We start from the raw sequence: 15,799 nt of genomic DNA on the forward strand, positions 1-15,799 counted from the left end.
GCCATGCCGAAAGCGGCGTGTTCTACGCCCAGTTGGCCCACGAGCGCTACCTCAACGACCAGCTTCGCCTGAGTGGCGCCAGCAGCAGCGCCGCCCTGGCCCCCGGCCAGGTGCTCAAGGTCGAAGGTGGCGCACCGGCCGCCTTCAGCGACGGCGCGCTGATCGTCCGCACCCACTGCAGCGCCGCCCGCGACCGGAGCTTCGAAGTGCGCTTCGAAGCCATACCGGACGGCACCATCGCCTTCCGCCCGCCAGTGCCGGCCAAACCACGCATCGCCGGCACCGTACCGGCACGCGTCACCAGCCCGCAGCAGAACGACCCCTACAGCCACATCGATGGCGAAGGGCGCTACCGCGTCAACTTCCTCTTCGATCGCGACACCTGGCCTGCCGGCCGCGAAAGCATGTGGCTGCGCCTGGCACGGCCCTACGCCGGCGACACCCACGGCCTGCACCTGCCACTGCTGGCCGGCACCGAAGTGGCCGTGGCCTTCGAGCAGGGCGACCCGGACCGGCCGTTCATCGCCCACGCCCTGCACACCAACCTCGAACCCGACCACGTCACCATCCACAACCACAAGCGCAACGTCCTGCGCACGCCGGCGAACAACAAGATTCGCCTGGACGACACCCGTGGCCAGGAACACATCAAGGTCAGCACCGAGTATTCCGGCAAAAGCCAGCTCAACCTGGGCCACCTGGTGGATGCGCAGCGCAAGAAGCGTGGCGAAGGTTTCGAGCTGCGCACCGATGGCTGGGGTGCAGTGCGTGCGGGCAAGGGCGTGTTCATCAGCGCCCACGCCCAACCTGCTGCCCAGGGCGACACGCTGGATATGAACGCCGCCGTTCTCGAATTGCAGGAGTCCCTGGAGCAACTGCGCAACATCGCCCGCGATGCTGCCCTGGCCATGCTCGAAGCCCCGGATCTGCACGCGCCCGAACAACTCAAAGCGGCCCTGGACCTGCTCCAGCAACCGGGCATTCTCGCCTCGGCACCGGCCGGCATTGCCTTGACCAGCGGCCAGCACCTGCAACTGGCCGCCACACAGAACCTGATTGCCACCGCTGGAAGCAACATGGACGTCAGCGTGGTCAAGCGCTTCGCCGCTGCGGTCGGCCAGAACATCAGCATCTTCGTGCGCAAGCTCGGCATGAAACTCATCGCCAACCAGGGCCCGGTCAGCATCCAGGCGCAGAACGACCGCCTGGAACTACTCGCCCGCAAGGCCGTGGACATCGTCAGCACTGAAAGCGAAATCCACCTCACCGCCACAAAGAAAATCATCCTCAACGCCGGCGGCAGCTACATCCGCCTGGACCAGCACGGCATCGAATACGGCACCCAGGGCGATCACCTGATCAAGTCGGCGCATTTCGATATGCAGGGGCCGGCCGGCCTACATCCAGATGCCCCATTCCTGCCACGCGAACAGAACGGCGAAACGAAGAAAAAATCCAGCTACCCACTGTCGCTCTGAAATTAGGCAAAGGAAGCCTGCAAATGATCATCAGCCCTCCCTTCATCCCCGCCCCCGTAGCGGGGGAAACCGACGAAGCCTTCGTCAATCGTGCCATGCCCGGCGATAACCTCGGCGATGGCGCCTACCCCCTGAGCTTCGATCTCAACTGGCACGGCGGCATGCACCTCATCGCCCCCCAGGAGAACGGCGAGCCGCTGCCGGTACGCGCCATCGCGGACGGCAAGCTGGTCTACTTCCGCGCCCCCACCGCCAAGACCAACGGCGAACATCACGCGCTCAAGTATCGAATCGCACAAAGCGTGGACGACGGCTGGACCGACAACGGCTGCATCGTCCTGCGCCACGAAACCGAGATCGGTGAAGGCGAACGCGGGCAGGTGGTGTTCTTCTCGATCTACATGCACCTGTCGAAAATCAACATTCCCCACCCCCAACTCAACCAGCGCATCTACCGCAAAGACAGCATCGGCGAAGCCGGCCAGATATACGGCAGCACCGGCAAGATTCACTTCGAAATCATCGCCGGCGACAGCCAGATCGCCCACCTCACCGGCCGCAACCAGCGCGACCTCGACTACCAGAACCAGGATGGCCGCACTGATAGTTGCTGGGGCGACATGTACTTCTTCGTCCCTAACACGCTCCAGGGTTACGCCTCACCGCCAGCAAACCTTACGCAAACCACCAACTCCGCAGAAGTCATCTACAACAGCCCGGAACTGACCGGAGCCTGGAACAGTGAAAGCGGCTTCGCCGGGAGCGAAGGCTACAGCCCGACAGTGGCCGAACAACTGAGCCAGGGCCTCATCGTCCGCATGACGTACGACAGGGGTCAATGCCGGCTGACCACCTACTGCGTCAACGGCGAACTGATTGGCACCCGGCAGGAAGACGCGGACTTCGAATACAACCTCTACACCACCGCCACCCGCCGCTACCCCGGCTGCCCCAGTGCCGGCTATGAACTACTGCGCTTCGGCCGCGTGCTGGGGCCAGATGCCCTGCAACCGGCCAACGCCGCGCATTGGCGGAAAATCTGCTTGCTACCCCGCTCCGAGGCCGGCGAAACAGAACGCAGCGCCTGGTTCAACCTCAACGCCCCCGGCGTCACCAAATTCAGCGACGCCGACTTCCCCCACTGGATGGGCTGGCGCCTGATCAGCGATGACGACGACTTCGACAGTCACTGCCAGTCCGACTACATCCGAGACCAGCTCGAACCTCAGAGTTACCTGACCAACCCTCCCCCACGAAAACCCGACGCCGCCACCATTGCCACCTCGGCGGAATACGACAGCATGTCTGACGGCGACCGGCTGCGGTTGTCCGAGCAGTACGTGACCGAGAGGGAACTGAACACGGCCCGGCTGCAAGCCCCTGAGAATCAGCGCAAGCTCAAACGTCTGATCTGCAGGTTCCCCACTGAATGGGCAAAGAATGACTTTGAGGATCGCTATGGATGGCTGAAGCGGGTCGCGGATGGCGGGCCTATGCCGGAAGGGGACTTCCTGAAGCTTGAGAAGCACCATCAGGCGTTGGCTTTTTGGGAGGAGGCTGGCTTAGAGGGGATAGAAAGTAAGCATTGGCATTTTCCGGCCAAGGAATTTACTGTCCATCTTCGACAGACACTCTGGTTAAGCAAGCAAGAAATTAAGCAACTCATTCCGCGACATGCACTTCGAAAGACGAGTGCAACACAATACGCGTGGGAAGCCATTGGCACAAACCTTGACTCCCCAATAGCGACAATCGAAAAAAATAGAAAAAATTTAAACAAAACACTCAGAAAGTACGGAATTAATACACCCATGCGTATTGCATCATTCATGGGGAATGCGATTCAAGAGACAACTTGGACTAGTAGACTCTCGGAAAGTGGGGGCACAAGCCTTTGGTACGCTCCTTGGCATGGCAGAGGATTCCTGCAACTTACTAGCCCAAGCAACTATATAGACTATTGGCGTTACAGAGGCAGATCCGTTCCCGAGCCTCTTAAAATATCACTAAGCAATGCATATAATGCCATTTACTTACTACCACCCAACCAAAGAAACAATAACACTTTGCAGGACACAAATTTCCCACAACTAACACAAGAAATGCGGCAGTGGCGCGAGAGCATTAGCGGCGTAGGAGATGAGCAAGAAGACTTAATATCTCCATCAGACAGCGCAGGCTTCTACTGGGCATCAAAGAAGATGGCAAAATATGCCGACTCTCCACATGAACTAGAACGAGTCCAAGTCCAATCCAATCATGGACCAAAAGTATACTACCGCTCCATCAGCTTTTGGAAAGCAAGCGCTGCCATAAATCTTCCATCAGCAATTAATACAATCTATAGCAATTCTTTGAACGGCTTCGACTCGCGCTGCTGTGCATATGGATACTCAATAGCGACTTTAACAGAGAAAAACTTCCCAGACCACGCAGGGCAATTGACGCTAACATTCCCTGATGGATATACAGCACGGAGAGAGCAAACATGAGAAAACATACCTTTTCGCTATTAATAGCTTGCATTCCTCCTGCGTACGGAAGCGATGCCGAACCTCCACACCATGAACCTAGATTCATATCTAAAGAATCACCAACAGAATACATTTCATCAGCAAGTCAAGATTGCGAGGTAAACTTTCTAGACGACAAACAAAGCAACCATTCAAATGATGAATACCTTAAATATTATTCCCCTATCAAATCTTGGTCCTGCGTTAATGCTGGCGAAGCTCTTCAGTACGGATATGAAACAGATGACATCAAGGTCATTTATTCCTACAAGAGCAACTTATGGAAATTGAAAAGCCAACCTCAAAGCAACAAAAAAAACATTGCGAGAATTTACAATATAAAATCCCAAAACTCCAAGGGATACTTAATAACAACAGCCCTCCACCCATACAACTTCCACTTCTGCATGACACATAATTATCAAGCTCTATGTGGCGATGGCCAAATCACCACAAGCAACATTGAGGAAACAGTAAGATTAAAAAAAATCCTAAGCAGCTTTAAATTCAAAAGCAATTAAACTGAGAGACATCATAGAAAATATAATAAAACCATGAAGCAGACAATTTTATCGAGGATTGTTTTTGTAATTTTTATTAGCACGCCAATACCCCCGATCTCTTGCTTAGCAAGAACGCCTGCACTTGGAAATAGACCAGGGGAAATCAGGATCACTAGCCAAACTGGACTAGTCGAAATCAGACAAGATGAGTGCAACTACTCTGCACACATAAACAGCAATCAGACCATAATCCACAACACTCCAGATATCATTATTCATGAAAGCACGCCAGCAATAATCCCAAAACTCACACCCTACCTGTGGCAGCCAGAAACTTATTCAGGGTATGACTGGAGTTTCAAAAACCCAGGCCGTAAAAACCTGAGGTGGTTCGGGCTGATATGTGAATCCGCAGAAAACCTCCCATTTCTTAAAGAAGACAAGCTCGCAACAGGACTTGGAAACAATGAAATAATTGAATCAAACAAGCGAAAGTGCCCAGCCGACCTTGTTAACGGAAAGTTCACACTCACTCAAGAACTTGATTCGGACAAAAAATATACAATAGAGCGCATTACTAATAGTAACTGGACAGGATTTCTTGTTCTTCATAGATCAAAATCCAAGAACAAGTACGATCAAATGCGTTTCTGTCTTTTGCACGATGACATAGTCTTGATTGGCAGCACTGAAAATATGCAGCCTGCGCCGATGCTAGATGAAAAATTCCGAACAATGGTCATTGAGTTTATAAATTCAATTAAATTCCAATGACAAAGAATAATTATCGAATTTATATTCAAATTCCAGCCATGAAAAACTGGACACTTTAAAGAATAAAATAAACCCTCTACTTTTCGCACAAAGCACCATGAAACGCCTAATAATTTTTTTCATCACAATAGCGCCCCCACAAATAGCACTGACATTAGAATGCAAAGAAAAACAAAACTCCTATCAAGTCCACAAATGCGACAATCAAAAGCTATGCATAACCAATAATGGTAAAACGAACATATTAGATCAGGGGATATCAGATAATGACATAATCTCTTGCATTGATGTTAATTTTGACGGGTATCAGGATATTATTGTAACTCACCCACCTTCAGGACAGACGCAGGCATCGTCAGTATTTATATACGAAAATAAAAATCATAACTTCAGAAAGAGCGAAGAAATAAGCAACCTGCCGTGCTTAAAAATAGACCCAATCAAGCAGCTAGTATCTGGAACCTGCTTTTCATCAAGCAACTGTGACAAATGGATAGAAAAATATAGATTCAGACCCGATGGACAGTTACAGATCACACAAATTGAAGGGACGTACTGCGACCCAACTAACGGAAATTCATTTAGCCACATCGAAACCTATAAAAATGGTCGAATACTCAACAAACAGATCAAAAAGCTGAGCGAGTAATATAGAGACATAAAAGAAAAATTGGATATATTTATCTACCACTACTTCCCTCCAACACCTGCAGTTCTTAGAGAAAATACGTCTGCTATATTTAGCCCCCAAGAATACAAAAGGCCCGGCGGGTTTCCCCACCGGGCCTTTTCGCTTTAGCGCCCCGCGATCAGCAGGTGCAGCACATCATCGGCATGCCGTTGCAGCTCATCATCATGGGCATGCCGCAGTCCATCATCTTGTTCATCAGCATGCAGCAGTTCTTCAGCATGTCCATGCTGATGCCCTGCATGGGCATCATCCTGCACAGCATCATGTCGCCCTGCATGGAGCACTCCATCATGCACTTCATGGCGGGCATGCCCATGTTCATGCCCATTATCGGCATGGGCATCATCGGGTTCATCATGCCCATCATCGGCATCATGGCCATGGCGGGCTGGGACAGGCCCATCATCATCAGGTTGCCGCAGTGCATCATCATCGGCATGCCGCAGTTCATCATCATCGCCATCATCTCGGCGCTGTTGCGGAACATGGCCATTTCCATGCCCATGGCCGGCTTCATGCGGCACAGCATGCCGTCGTCGAGCATCTCGCATTCCATGGTCGCCATCATCATCGGCATGCCCATCATCGGCATCATGGTGTTGGTGTTCATCGGCATCTGCATGGCGTTCATCATGGTGGAGCTCCCTGAATCGATTGGAATGAAGTGCTGCGAATGGGGCCGATTCTAGGAAGGCGCGGCGACGGGACAAGATGGCGGGGGAGCGGCGGTTTCTGTCGTGTCTTCTCGCGATTCGGGTTCAATGATGGCGGTGTTGTTCGCAGTAGCTTCAGTAACGACGCTTAAACGAATTCCAGAGAATCCCTGGAGTGATTTTCGGCAACATGGATATCCCATTCCATGCTTAGCAAAGAACCGTAGTGAATATTGAATCTAACCAACTCGCAAAAACTTTACGAATGGCTGTGATGCAGGTTCTAGAGCGCTTCGACACCGATTACAGAAACGCAAAATCAGGCATATGAGAATGCGTTTTTAATATTTAAGGAAATAACAGGCGAGCTTCTATAGTGGCGGTTTGGTCCAACTGTCATCCCATCGCAAGGAAGTCCCATGCTCCGCCACCTGCTCGCCGCCAGCCTCGCCCTGGCGCTGTTCGGCTGCGCCACCCCGCCCGCTCCTTCTGTCCATACCACCAACCCTTCCACTTCCACCCTGCAGGGCGACCCCACGCGGCCGGCGCAGGCGCAGTGGCTGCGCACCGAGTTGTATTTCGCGCTGGGCCAGGAGAACGGCAAGGAGAAGATCAGCGAGCAGCGCTGGCGGCAGTTCCTCGACCAGGAAGTGACGCCGCGCTTCCCGGACGGCTTTACCGCCTATGACGCCTACGGCCAGTGGCGTGACCATGGCGCGCCGGCGCCGGAGCGCTTGAGCACCAAGGTGATCGTGATCCTGCATGAGGACAGCGCAGCGCGCGGCCAGGATATCGAGGCGATCCGCCTGGCGTGGAAGCGCATCACTGGCGACCTCTCCGTGCTGCGGCTGTCGCAACCGGCGCAGGTTTCCTTCTGATGAGCGAATTCCGCGAAACGCTGTACGAGGGTTACGCGCAGGCGCTGAGCGTCGATGATCCGATCTACCAGGGCAACACCGGCCAGCAGGAGGTGCAGGTGTTCCGCAACCGGCGCTTCGGTCGCGTGCTGACGCTGGATGGCGTGGTGCAGACCACCGAGGCCGACGAGTTCGTCTACCACGAGATGCTCGCCCATGTGCCGATCCTCGCCCATGGCGCGGTGCGCCGTGTGCTGGTGATCGGCGTCGGTGATGGCGGCATCCTGCGGGAGATCGTGCGGCATGCCGGCATCGAGGAAATTGTCGCGGTGGAAATCGACCCGCAGGTGGTCGAACTGTGCCGCGAGCTGTTGCCGAATCACTCGGCCGGCGCGCTGGACGATCCGCGCCTGCGGCTGGTCTACGCCGACGGCCTGGAGTACCTGGCGCAGAGCCGCGAGAGTTTCGACCTGATCATTTGCGACTCCACCGACCCCGGTGGTCCGGCGGCCAGCCTGTTCAGCGATGCCTTCTACCGCAACTGCCAGCAGCGCCTCGGCGCCAGCGGCATCCTGGCCACGCAGAATGGTGTGCCCTTCCTCCAGCCGGAGGAACTGGGCGGCACGGCACGACGGCTGGCGGATTCGTTTGCCGACTGGGGTTTCTTCCATGCCGCGGTGCCGACCTACATCGGCGGCAGCATGGCCTTCGGCTGGGCGTCGAACAGCGAGAAGGTCCGCCGCACCGATCTGGAAACCCTGCGCCAGCGCTTTGCGAAAAGCGGCCTGGTGACCCGCTACTACACCCCCGAGGTGCACCAGGCGGCCTTCGCCCTGCCGCGCTACATGCTCGACCTGATTGAGGCCGGGCTTCAGCGCGACAGCTGAGGATTGTCCAGGCGCTGCGGCGTCCAGTCCGGGTCGCGGGCGCGCACCGGGCTGCTGACCTGCAGCACCGCGGTGCCGAAGCGCTGCTTGAAGTCGGCGCCGATCTGCGCCAGGGCCTGGCGGGTGTAGGGGTTGTCGGCGTGGATGAGGATCAGCAGCCGCGACGGCAACTTCTCCGGCTCGCCGCTGGGGCCGCGCCACTGGCCGTGCAGGTCGAGCCAGCTGAGGCCATCGGGGAAGCGCGGCGTCACTTCGCGGGCGAGGAAGTCCTCCCACTGCGACAGCGCCACCGCCTCCAGGTACAGTTCCGTGCGCAACATGCGCCGGCCGCTGGCTTCGCCACCGCTGGCGCCATTGGCTGCCGGCTCGTTCAGCCAAAGGCCGATCAACGCCGCCAGCAACACGACGATGGCGCCATTGCGCCACAGGAGTTTCCTGCGCATCAAGCACCCTCCTCCTGCCAGCTCGAAGATGGCGCCGTGGGCGACCGCAGCAGCAGTTGCAGCAGCGCGCCGAGTGCCAGTACACCGACACCGAGCAAAGCTCCCCAGCCCACATAGGCGACGCTGGAATACAGCATGTACAGGCACACCGCGAGGAAGCCCAGCGGCAGCCACGGGTACAACGGCACACGGATCGGCCGGGGCACTTGCGGGTAGCGGCGGCGCAGAACGATCAGCGCCAGGCTGCTGAGGCTGAGGAACAACCAGTACACGGGGGTCATGTACTCCACCATGGTGTTGAAGCCGTGGCCGCTCCAGCCGCCGACCGCGATCAGCAGCAGCGCCACCAGGCCCTCGGCCAGCAGCGCGGCGCGTGGCACGCCGTGGCGCACGTCCCAACGCCCGAGCACGCCGAGGGCAGGCACGTCCCGCGCGGCGGCGTAGGTGGTGCGGCTGCCGACGATCAGCGTGGAGTTGATGCTGGCAACGGCAGAGACCACCACCACCGCCATGATCAGGCCGATGCCCGGCGCGCCGAAGGCCAGCCCGAGCAGTTCCAGCGCCGGCGCACCGCTGGCAGCGAGGCCATCGAAACCCAGCCCGCGAATGAACGCCCAGTTCAGCGCCAGGTAGATCAGCAGCAGCGCCGCCAGCGCGCCGAGCATGGCGGTAAAGATGCCCCGGCGGTTGTCGCGCAGCTCCGCCGACAGCGTGGCCGCGTCGCTCCAGCCGCCAAAGGCGAGGAAGACGTAGATCAGCGCGGCGGAAAACCCGGCGACGCCGATCTGTTCCGGCTGCACTGGCGGCACGGGTAACGGAACGAAGCCGCGCCATTCCAGCCACAGACCGGCGCCGACGATGCCGAGGAAGCCCGCCGCCACCAGCACCACCAGACCGGCCTGGGTGCCGAAGCTCACGCGCCAGCCGATCAGATTCAGCGCCACCAGCGCGGCGACCAATCCGCCGGCGAGCAGTACGTTGCCCAGCTGGCCGAGGCCGAGCAAGGCGCTGAAGTGATCGGCGAAGAGAAACGCCATCAGCGCGATCCAGCCGGTGTGCAGGATGGCGAAGCGCGACCAGGCGAACAGGAAGCCCACCCGCTGGCCGTAGGCGCGTTCGAGGAAGTGGTAGTCGCCACCGGGATGGGCGAAGGCCGAGGCCATCTCCACATAGCACAGAGCGCCGACCATCGACAGCAGGCCGCCGAGAATCCACACCAGGTAGAAGTGCTCCTGGCCGACGTTGAGCGCCACGGTGGGCGCGGTCTTGAGGATGTCGCTGGTGATCACCATGCCCAGCGTCAGCAGCAGCGCGTGGACAGCGCCCAGGTGCCGGCGCGGGCCGGCCGGCTTTTCAGCGGCGAAGTTGTCAGCCATGAATCGGCTCCGGAAGTAGTAAGGGCCGCGATGCGGCCCCTGGATTTTCAACAGCGCAGATCAGAACGAATAGCTCGCGCGGGCGTAGTAGTACGCGCCGTTGGAGCCGATCGGCGAGAGCACGTCGTACGGCAGGTTGCCGCCGTAGTTGATCTCGGAGCTGGAGCGCTCCGGGTAGTTGTCGGTGAGGTTGTTGCCGCCCACCGCCAGGCTGAACTGCGGGGTGAACTTGTAGGCCACCTCGGCATCCAGCTGCCACACGGCGCCGTAGGTCTGCTCCGGGTGGTAGCCGTCGCCGAAGTCGAACACGCGGGTGGTCTCGCCCTGCCGGGTCAGGCGGCCGAGCAGGTTCCACTGCGCATCGCTCCAGGTGGTGGTGAGGATGAAACGATCCCGGGGCGCGGCGTCGGTGAGGGTGTTGCGCTCCTCTACGCCCACCAGCGCGTCGTCGCCGATGCCCAGGTCGGACAACTGCTGCGGGGTGCCCTTGGTGTTGCGCACCTTGGTGTGGTTGTAGGTGTACGCGGTGGTCACGCCCAGCGTGCCGCCGACCAGGGGCTGGTGATAGTTGAGCACCAGCTCGGCACCGTCGGTGCGGGTATCGGCGGCGTTGGTGAAGAAGTTCACGTCGTGCACGCCGGCCACGCCGAAGTTGTCCTGGATGAACTGCTCCATGGCGTCGCTGCCGATGCGCTGGGACAGGGTGATGCGGTCATCGACGTCGATACGGAACACGTCGAAGGACAGGTCGAAGCGCTCATTGAGCTGGGCGGTCAGGCCCAGGCTGAAGTTCTTCGAGGTCTCCGGGTCGAGCTTCTCGGCGCCCAGTGCGCGGGCGATCGGGTCGTTCACCGAGAGCACGCGGATATCGGTGAGCGTGCCGCCGTCGCCGAAGTTGCTGGTGGTGTTCTGGAAGCCCACCTGGGCCAGCGATGGCGCGCGGAAGTTGGTGGATGCCGCACCACGCAGGGCCAGTACCGGAGTCAACTGGTAGCGCCCGCTGAGCTTGCCGGTGAGCTTGCTGCCGGCATCGTCGTAGCGCTCCCAGCGGGCAGCGGCATCGACGAAGAACTGGTCGGTGAGATCGCCCGACAGATCCACGTAGGTGCCGAAGACGTTGCGGTCGATGTCCACCTCTTCGCTCGGGCGCAGGCCGTTGGCGCCATCCGCGCCGACGCCGTAGTAAGAGGCCGGGTCGCCAGCGCTGGTGATGTAGTTTTCGTAGCGGTACTCGCCACCGAGCGCGAGCACGAAGGGTCGCCCGGCAAGGCTCAGCTCGCGGCTGAGGTCGAGGTTGGCGACGCTCTGGCGCAGTTCGTAGTCGCCGGTGTCGAAGCGCGTCGGCGTGTCGTCGCCCAGCGACGCATTGAGCGTGCGTCGGGTGGAGGATTCGAAGCGGTTGCGGCCGTGGGTGACGCTGGCGTCGTAGTCCCAGGTGTCGGCAATCAGGCCCTTGTAGCCCAGTGTCGCGGAGAGGTCGGTGTTATCGCCCAGGGACTGCGGCAGGTAGCCGTTGGGGTAGATCTCCGGGTGCTCGTCCGGGTAGCGGTAGAACTCCGCGCCGGTGGTGTGGCGCTCGTTGTACAGGCCGAAGGAATACAGCTTGCCGCCGCCCAGGACGAGGTCGCCGTTGAACCAGGCGTTGACGTCGCGCGCCAGGCCGTCGCCCATCACGTAGTTGCGCTGCCCGGGGGTGTCGGCGAAGCCATCGTAGCCGGCGCGGTTGGTCGGCTCACGGTTGATGAACTCGGCGCCGCCACGGACGAAGCCGTCTTCGCCCAGGCGGGTGCCGGCCTTGGCCGCGGTGTAGGAGTTCTGCCCGTCGGTGGTGGTCTTGCCGATGGCGTCCTGGTGGGTGTGGTAGGCGCCGTAGCTGGTGGTCACCTCGCCGCCTTCGGGCGCGTCGTCGAGGATGATGTTGATCACCCCGGCGATGGCATCGGAGCCGTACTGCGCACCGGCGCCGTCGCGCAGTACTTCGATGCGCTTGATGGCGCTGATGGGGATCGAGTTGAAGTCCACCGGCGCGGTGCCGCGGCCGATCTTCGACGAGTCGTTGACCAGCGCCGAGGTGTGCTGGCGCTTGCCGTTGATCAGCACCAGCACCTGGTCCGGGCTCATACCGCGCAACTGGGCGGCGCGCACGTGGTCGGCGCCGCCGGAGTTGGACTGGCGCGGGAAGTTGAAGGACGGCAGCAGCGTCGCCAGGGCCTGACCCAGTTCGCCGCCGACGGCGCCGGTAGACTTCAGGTCCTGCGCGGTGAGCACATCGACCGGCACGGGGGAATCCAGCAGGGTGCGGTTGTTGCCGCGGGTGCCGGTGACCAGCACGGTCTCCAGCTTGGTGGTGGCCTCGGGGGTCGACGAGCTGTCGTCGGCATGCGCGGAGGCCTGGGCGATGACCGAGGCCACCGCAACGGCAATAAGGGAACGGGATAACACGCGAAATACTCCTGTCTCGCTTAAAGAGCGCCACTCGCCGTTGGCGGCGAGTCCGGAACTCCGCTTTTTTGGGTTCTTTTGACTTGAGCGGTTGGTGTCGGAAGTCCGGAAACCGCGAGCGACTGTCCCCCTCAGGGTGGAGAAAACAGTGCTCGGGAAAACGCTCCAGGTGTCACGGCCGGTCTCTTTTCGTGATGAGCGAAAAGGCGCGGCTCTCGGTATCGCGGGTCATCCCTGACCCGATGGGGAAGGCATCATCCTAGCTAGTGGCAGAATGCTTTTAAACGAATAAAAAATGCTTTGTTTATAACCGGTTACCATGTTCGCCCAGCAACATCGGCCAGTGTTGCCAGGGCAACAGCGGATGCCTTCAGTCGAAGGCCTTGCGCGTCCATTCATCCTCGGGAATATCCAGAGCCGCACCGGAAAAACGCTCCTCGCGGAACGGGTCGGCGTCGTTGTGGAAGCCGTTGCGCTCCCAGAATCCGGGCCGGTCGGTGTCGCTGAATTCCAGCTCGCGCAACCACTTCGCGCTCTTCCAGAAATAGCGCCCCGCGATCACCAGCCGCAGCGGCCAGCCATGCACCGGGGTCAGCGGCTCATCGGCATAGTGCGTGGCGAGCAGGCTGTCCGGGCGCAGCAGTTCTGCCAGCGGCAGGTTGGTCTGGTAGTCGTGGTCGGCATGGGCCATGACGAACTGCCCGGCCGGCCGCACGCCGTAATGATCGAGCAGATCGGCGAGATGCACGCCGCGCCATGAGGTATCGAACTTCGACCAGCGCGTGACGCAATGGATATCGCAGACCAGCTCGCGCTGCGGCAATGCCAGCAGGTCGTCGAGGCTCAGTTCCAGCGATTGCCTCCCAGGATTTTGCCAGGACAACGCGCCGGTGAGCCGCAGGCGCCAGGTTTCACGCTCGTACTCCGGCACCGCGCCTTCATGGAGTATCGGGAAACGTTCGGTCAGCACCTGCCCCGGCGGCAGGCGATCGCCGTAACGCGGGTCGCCCGCCGGCGAGCGTGCCTTCTGCAGACGCCTGGCCTTGTCGTGCATCCCCGAACCCTCAGTTTGCCAATGGAATCCACGGCGCCTGCGCGACCTTCTGCGCCTCGCCGAAGGCCGGCACCTTGCGCGCCAGGTCGCGAACGTTCTTCACATCGAGGTCCAGCAGTTGCTGGCGGGTGATCAGGGTCGGCGGCACCAGCACCTGCTCGCCCGGGTTCTCCCCGGCGATGCGCAGCGCCAGGCTGCGCACGCTGATGGCGCCGGCAACCTCAGGGTTGACCGCGGCGGTGGCGCTCCAGGCGCTGCCCTCTTCCTTCATGATCTGGATGTCGGCGGTGGAGATATCGGCGCTGTAGATCTTCACCTTCTGGCCCAGGCCGGCTTCGTCCACGGCGATCTTCACGCCCTTGGCGAATTCGTCGAAAGGTGCGAAGAACACACTGATGCCAGGGTTGGCGCGCAGCACTGCGCTGGCCTGGTCAGCCACCGAGTTGGCGATGGGCGCATTCAGCGTACCGAAGCGCGCCTTCTCGACGATGCCGGGATTCTCGGCCTTCACCTGGCGCCAGATTTCATCGCGGCGCTCCATGGGGGTGAAACCGTCGATGTACACGTAGCCGGCCTCGAAGGCGTTGCCGTTGTCCTGCAATACCTGCCTGAGCGCCAGGCGCGCCAGCTCGCGGTGATCCTGCTCGACGCGGGTGATGCGCGGGTCGTTCACGTCGACGTCGAAGGTGACCACCTTGATGCCCTTGGCCAGCGCCTTGTCGATGGAATCCTTGAGCGTCTCGGCGAGGCCGAGTTGGACGATGATGCCGTCCACGCCCAGGTCGATGGCCTGCTCCAGCATCTCGCGCTGGGTGGCCGCCTGCTGGCGGGCGTCGAACACGCGCAGCTTCACATCCAGCGCGCTGGCCTGCTTCTCCACGCCGCGCAGGTAGGCTTCCGGGAAGTCGCCGGAGAACAGGTAGCCGACCAGGGCGATCTGCACGCCGCCCTTGTCGAAGGGTGCGGGCGCGCCGGGCAATCCCGCCGCAACGGCGCTGGCTGCGCCGGACAATAAAAGCCCGGCGGCGAACAGTGCGCGCAGGGATTTGCCGGGGGTGAATTTCATCCGTTGATTCTCCGAAAAAGTGGCCGGTCAGTGCCCGCGCCGGGCCAGACCGAAGGTAAACATCAGGGCCGAAACCAGTACGGCGCCCTTGACGAAGTCCTGGGCGTAATACGGTGCGTTGAGCATGGTCAGGCCGTTGAGCAGCGTGGCCACCAGCACGGCGCCGACCAGCGTGCCGAAGGCATTGGGCTTCTGCGCGCCAAGTACGGCGAAGCCGATCAGCGCGGCGCCGAGGGCATCCAGTACCAGGCCGTTGCCGGAGCTGACGTCGCCACGTCCGAGCCGCGCCGCCAGCAACAATCCACCCAGCGACGCCAGCAACGCCGAGAGCACGTAGGCGAGCAGCTTGTAGCGCTCCACCGGCGCACCGGCGAGGCGCGCGGCCTGCTGGTTGCCGCCGATGGCGTAGAACAGCCGGCCCGGCCGCGTGCGTTCGAGAAACAGCCAGACCAGCAGCGCGCAGCCAAGCATCACCACCACGGGCACCGGCACGCGCTCCCACAACTGCGCGCGGCCCAAGGCGAGAAACCAGTTGGCGAAGGCGCCCGGTGCTTCGTCGCCATTTGGCAGGGTCATGCCGACAGCGATGGAGCGGCCACCGGTGGGAATCAGCTGCACGCCCACCACCAGGAACATGCTGCCCAGGGTGGCGAGGATGTCCGGCACGCCCATGCGCACGATCAGCCAGCCATTGAGCAGCCCGACCAGGGTGCCGAGGCCGAGGCTGACAAGGATCGCCGCCAGCGGCCCCCAGTCCAGCACCACCATCACGTAGCTGGCGCTCATCAGGCTCAGCGCGGCCACCGCGCCGATGGACAGGTCCAGCCCGCCCACGGCCATGCTCAGGGTCACGCCCAGGGCGAGCAGCGCGACGATGGATACCGACTGCAATACCAGGAACAGGTTGCCGAGCCGCAGGAAGGCCGGCTCCAGCAGCGCGAACACCAGCACCAGCAAGGCCAGCAGCAGGAGCAACGCATAGTGGATGAGGAAGTCGAGCAGGCGAGCGACGGAGGACGTCGCCGGGCTGCGCACGGCAGTTCTGGACACGCAAGGTTCCTT

14 protein-coding genes are annotated in these 15,799 nt (G+C 60.4%); 7 read left to right on the forward strand and 7 right to left on the reverse strand.

Going from position 1 to position 15,799, the window contains the following annotated elements:
- The 5 genes from L6D89_RS31535 to L6D89_RS31555 all read left to right on the forward strand — a co-directional run.
- The coding region (locus tag L6D89_RS31535) for a DUF2345 domain-containing protein (RefSeq protein ID WP_236202263.1) at positions 1 to 1,478 on the forward strand (1,478 nt) is incomplete at its 5' end.
- A gap of 23 nt (positions 1,479 to 1,501) precedes the next feature.
- Complete coding sequence (locus L6D89_RS31540) at positions 1,502 to 3,970, forward strand: M23 family metallopeptidase (protein WP_236202264.1); 2,469 nt, start codon at positions 1,502 to 1,504, stop codon at positions 3,968 to 3,970.
- Complete coding sequence (locus tag L6D89_RS31545) at positions 3,967 to 4,512, forward strand: hypothetical protein (protein WP_236202265.1); 546 nt, start codon at positions 3,967 to 3,969, stop codon at positions 4,510 to 4,512. Before L6D89_RS31540 ends, L6D89_RS31545 begins: the two co-directional genes overlap by 4 nt.
- 33 nt (positions 4,513 to 4,545) lie before the next feature.
- Positions 4,546 to 5,268 carry a hypothetical protein gene (locus L6D89_RS31550; RefSeq protein WP_236202266.1) on the forward strand — a complete coding sequence of 241 codons (723 nt, stop codon included), beginning with the start codon at positions 4,546 to 4,548 and terminating at the stop codon, positions 5,266 to 5,268.
- A 97-nt stretch (positions 5,269 to 5,365) separates the two neighbouring features.
- Positions 5,366 to 5,917 (forward strand): FG-GAP repeat protein, encoded by a 552-nt coding sequence (locus L6D89_RS31555; RefSeq protein WP_236202267.1) that lies wholly within the window; start codon positions 5,366 to 5,368, stop codon positions 5,915 to 5,917.
- A 160-nt stretch (positions 5,918 to 6,077) separates the two neighbouring features.
- On the opposite strand, the gene L6D89_RS31560 is transcribed toward L6D89_RS31555, so the two are convergent.
- Entirely contained in the window at positions 6,078 to 6,593 is a 516-nt protein-coding gene (locus tag L6D89_RS31560; protein WP_236202268.1) for a hypothetical protein, read from the reverse strand.
- A gap of 438 nt (positions 6,594 to 7,031) precedes the next feature.
- Here L6D89_RS31560 and L6D89_RS31565 point away from each other — a divergent pair, with 438 nt between their 5' ends.
- Entirely contained in the window at positions 7,032 to 7,490 is a 459-nt protein-coding gene (locus L6D89_RS31565; protein WP_045214279.1) for a DUF3574 domain-containing protein, read from the forward strand.
- On the forward strand, positions 7,490 to 8,356 hold the full coding sequence (gene speE, locus L6D89_RS31570; RefSeq protein ID WP_236202269.1) for a polyamine aminopropyltransferase: 867 nt from the start codon (positions 7,490 to 7,492) through the stop codon (positions 8,354 to 8,356). Before L6D89_RS31565 ends, speE begins: the two co-directional genes overlap by 1 nt.
- Here speE and L6D89_RS31575 read toward each other — a convergent pair.
- From L6D89_RS31575 to L6D89_RS31600, 6 genes are all read right to left on the reverse strand, one after another.
- Positions 8,341 to 8,799 carry a DUF3574 domain-containing protein gene (locus L6D89_RS31575; RefSeq protein WP_236202270.1) on the reverse strand — a complete coding sequence of 153 codons (459 nt, stop codon included), beginning with the start codon at positions 8,797 to 8,799 and terminating at the stop codon, positions 8,341 to 8,343. The two genes, speE and L6D89_RS31575, sit on opposite strands and share 16 nt — an antisense overlap.
- Positions 8,799 to 10,175 (reverse strand): APC family permease, encoded by a 1,377-nt coding sequence (locus tag L6D89_RS31580; protein WP_236202271.1) that lies wholly within the window; start codon positions 10,173 to 10,175, stop codon positions 8,799 to 8,801. Before L6D89_RS31580 ends, L6D89_RS31575 begins: the two co-directional genes overlap by 1 nt.
- Before the next feature lie 60 nt (positions 10,176 to 10,235).
- Positions 10,236 to 12,617: a TonB-dependent receptor plug domain-containing protein gene (locus tag L6D89_RS31585; protein ID WP_236202272.1), complete on the reverse strand. Its 2,382-nt coding sequence runs from the start codon at positions 12,615 to 12,617 to the stop codon at positions 10,236 to 10,238.
- Positions 12,618 to 12,987: 370 nt separating this feature from the next.
- Complete coding sequence (locus L6D89_RS31590; RefSeq protein WP_236202273.1) at positions 12,988 to 13,671, reverse strand: molybdopterin-dependent oxidoreductase; 684 nt, start codon at positions 13,669 to 13,671, stop codon at positions 12,988 to 12,990.
- Positions 13,672 to 13,681: 10 nt separating this feature from the next.
- Positions 13,682 to 14,737, reverse strand: a complete 1,056-nt coding sequence (locus L6D89_RS31595; protein WP_236202274.1) for a substrate-binding domain-containing protein — start codon at positions 14,735 to 14,737, stop codon at positions 13,682 to 13,684.
- Between the two features lie 27 nt (positions 14,738 to 14,764).
- Positions 14,765 to 15,787, reverse strand: a complete 1,023-nt coding sequence (locus L6D89_RS31600) for an ABC transporter permease (protein WP_236202275.1) — start codon at positions 15,785 to 15,787, stop codon at positions 14,765 to 14,767.
- Positions 15,788 to 15,799 lie beyond the last annotated feature (12 nt).

Source organism: Pseudomonas pseudonitroreducens (genome assembly GCF_021603645.1).
GTDB lineage: Bacteria > Pseudomonadota > Gammaproteobacteria > Pseudomonadales > Pseudomonadaceae > Pseudomonas > Pseudomonas pseudonitroreducens.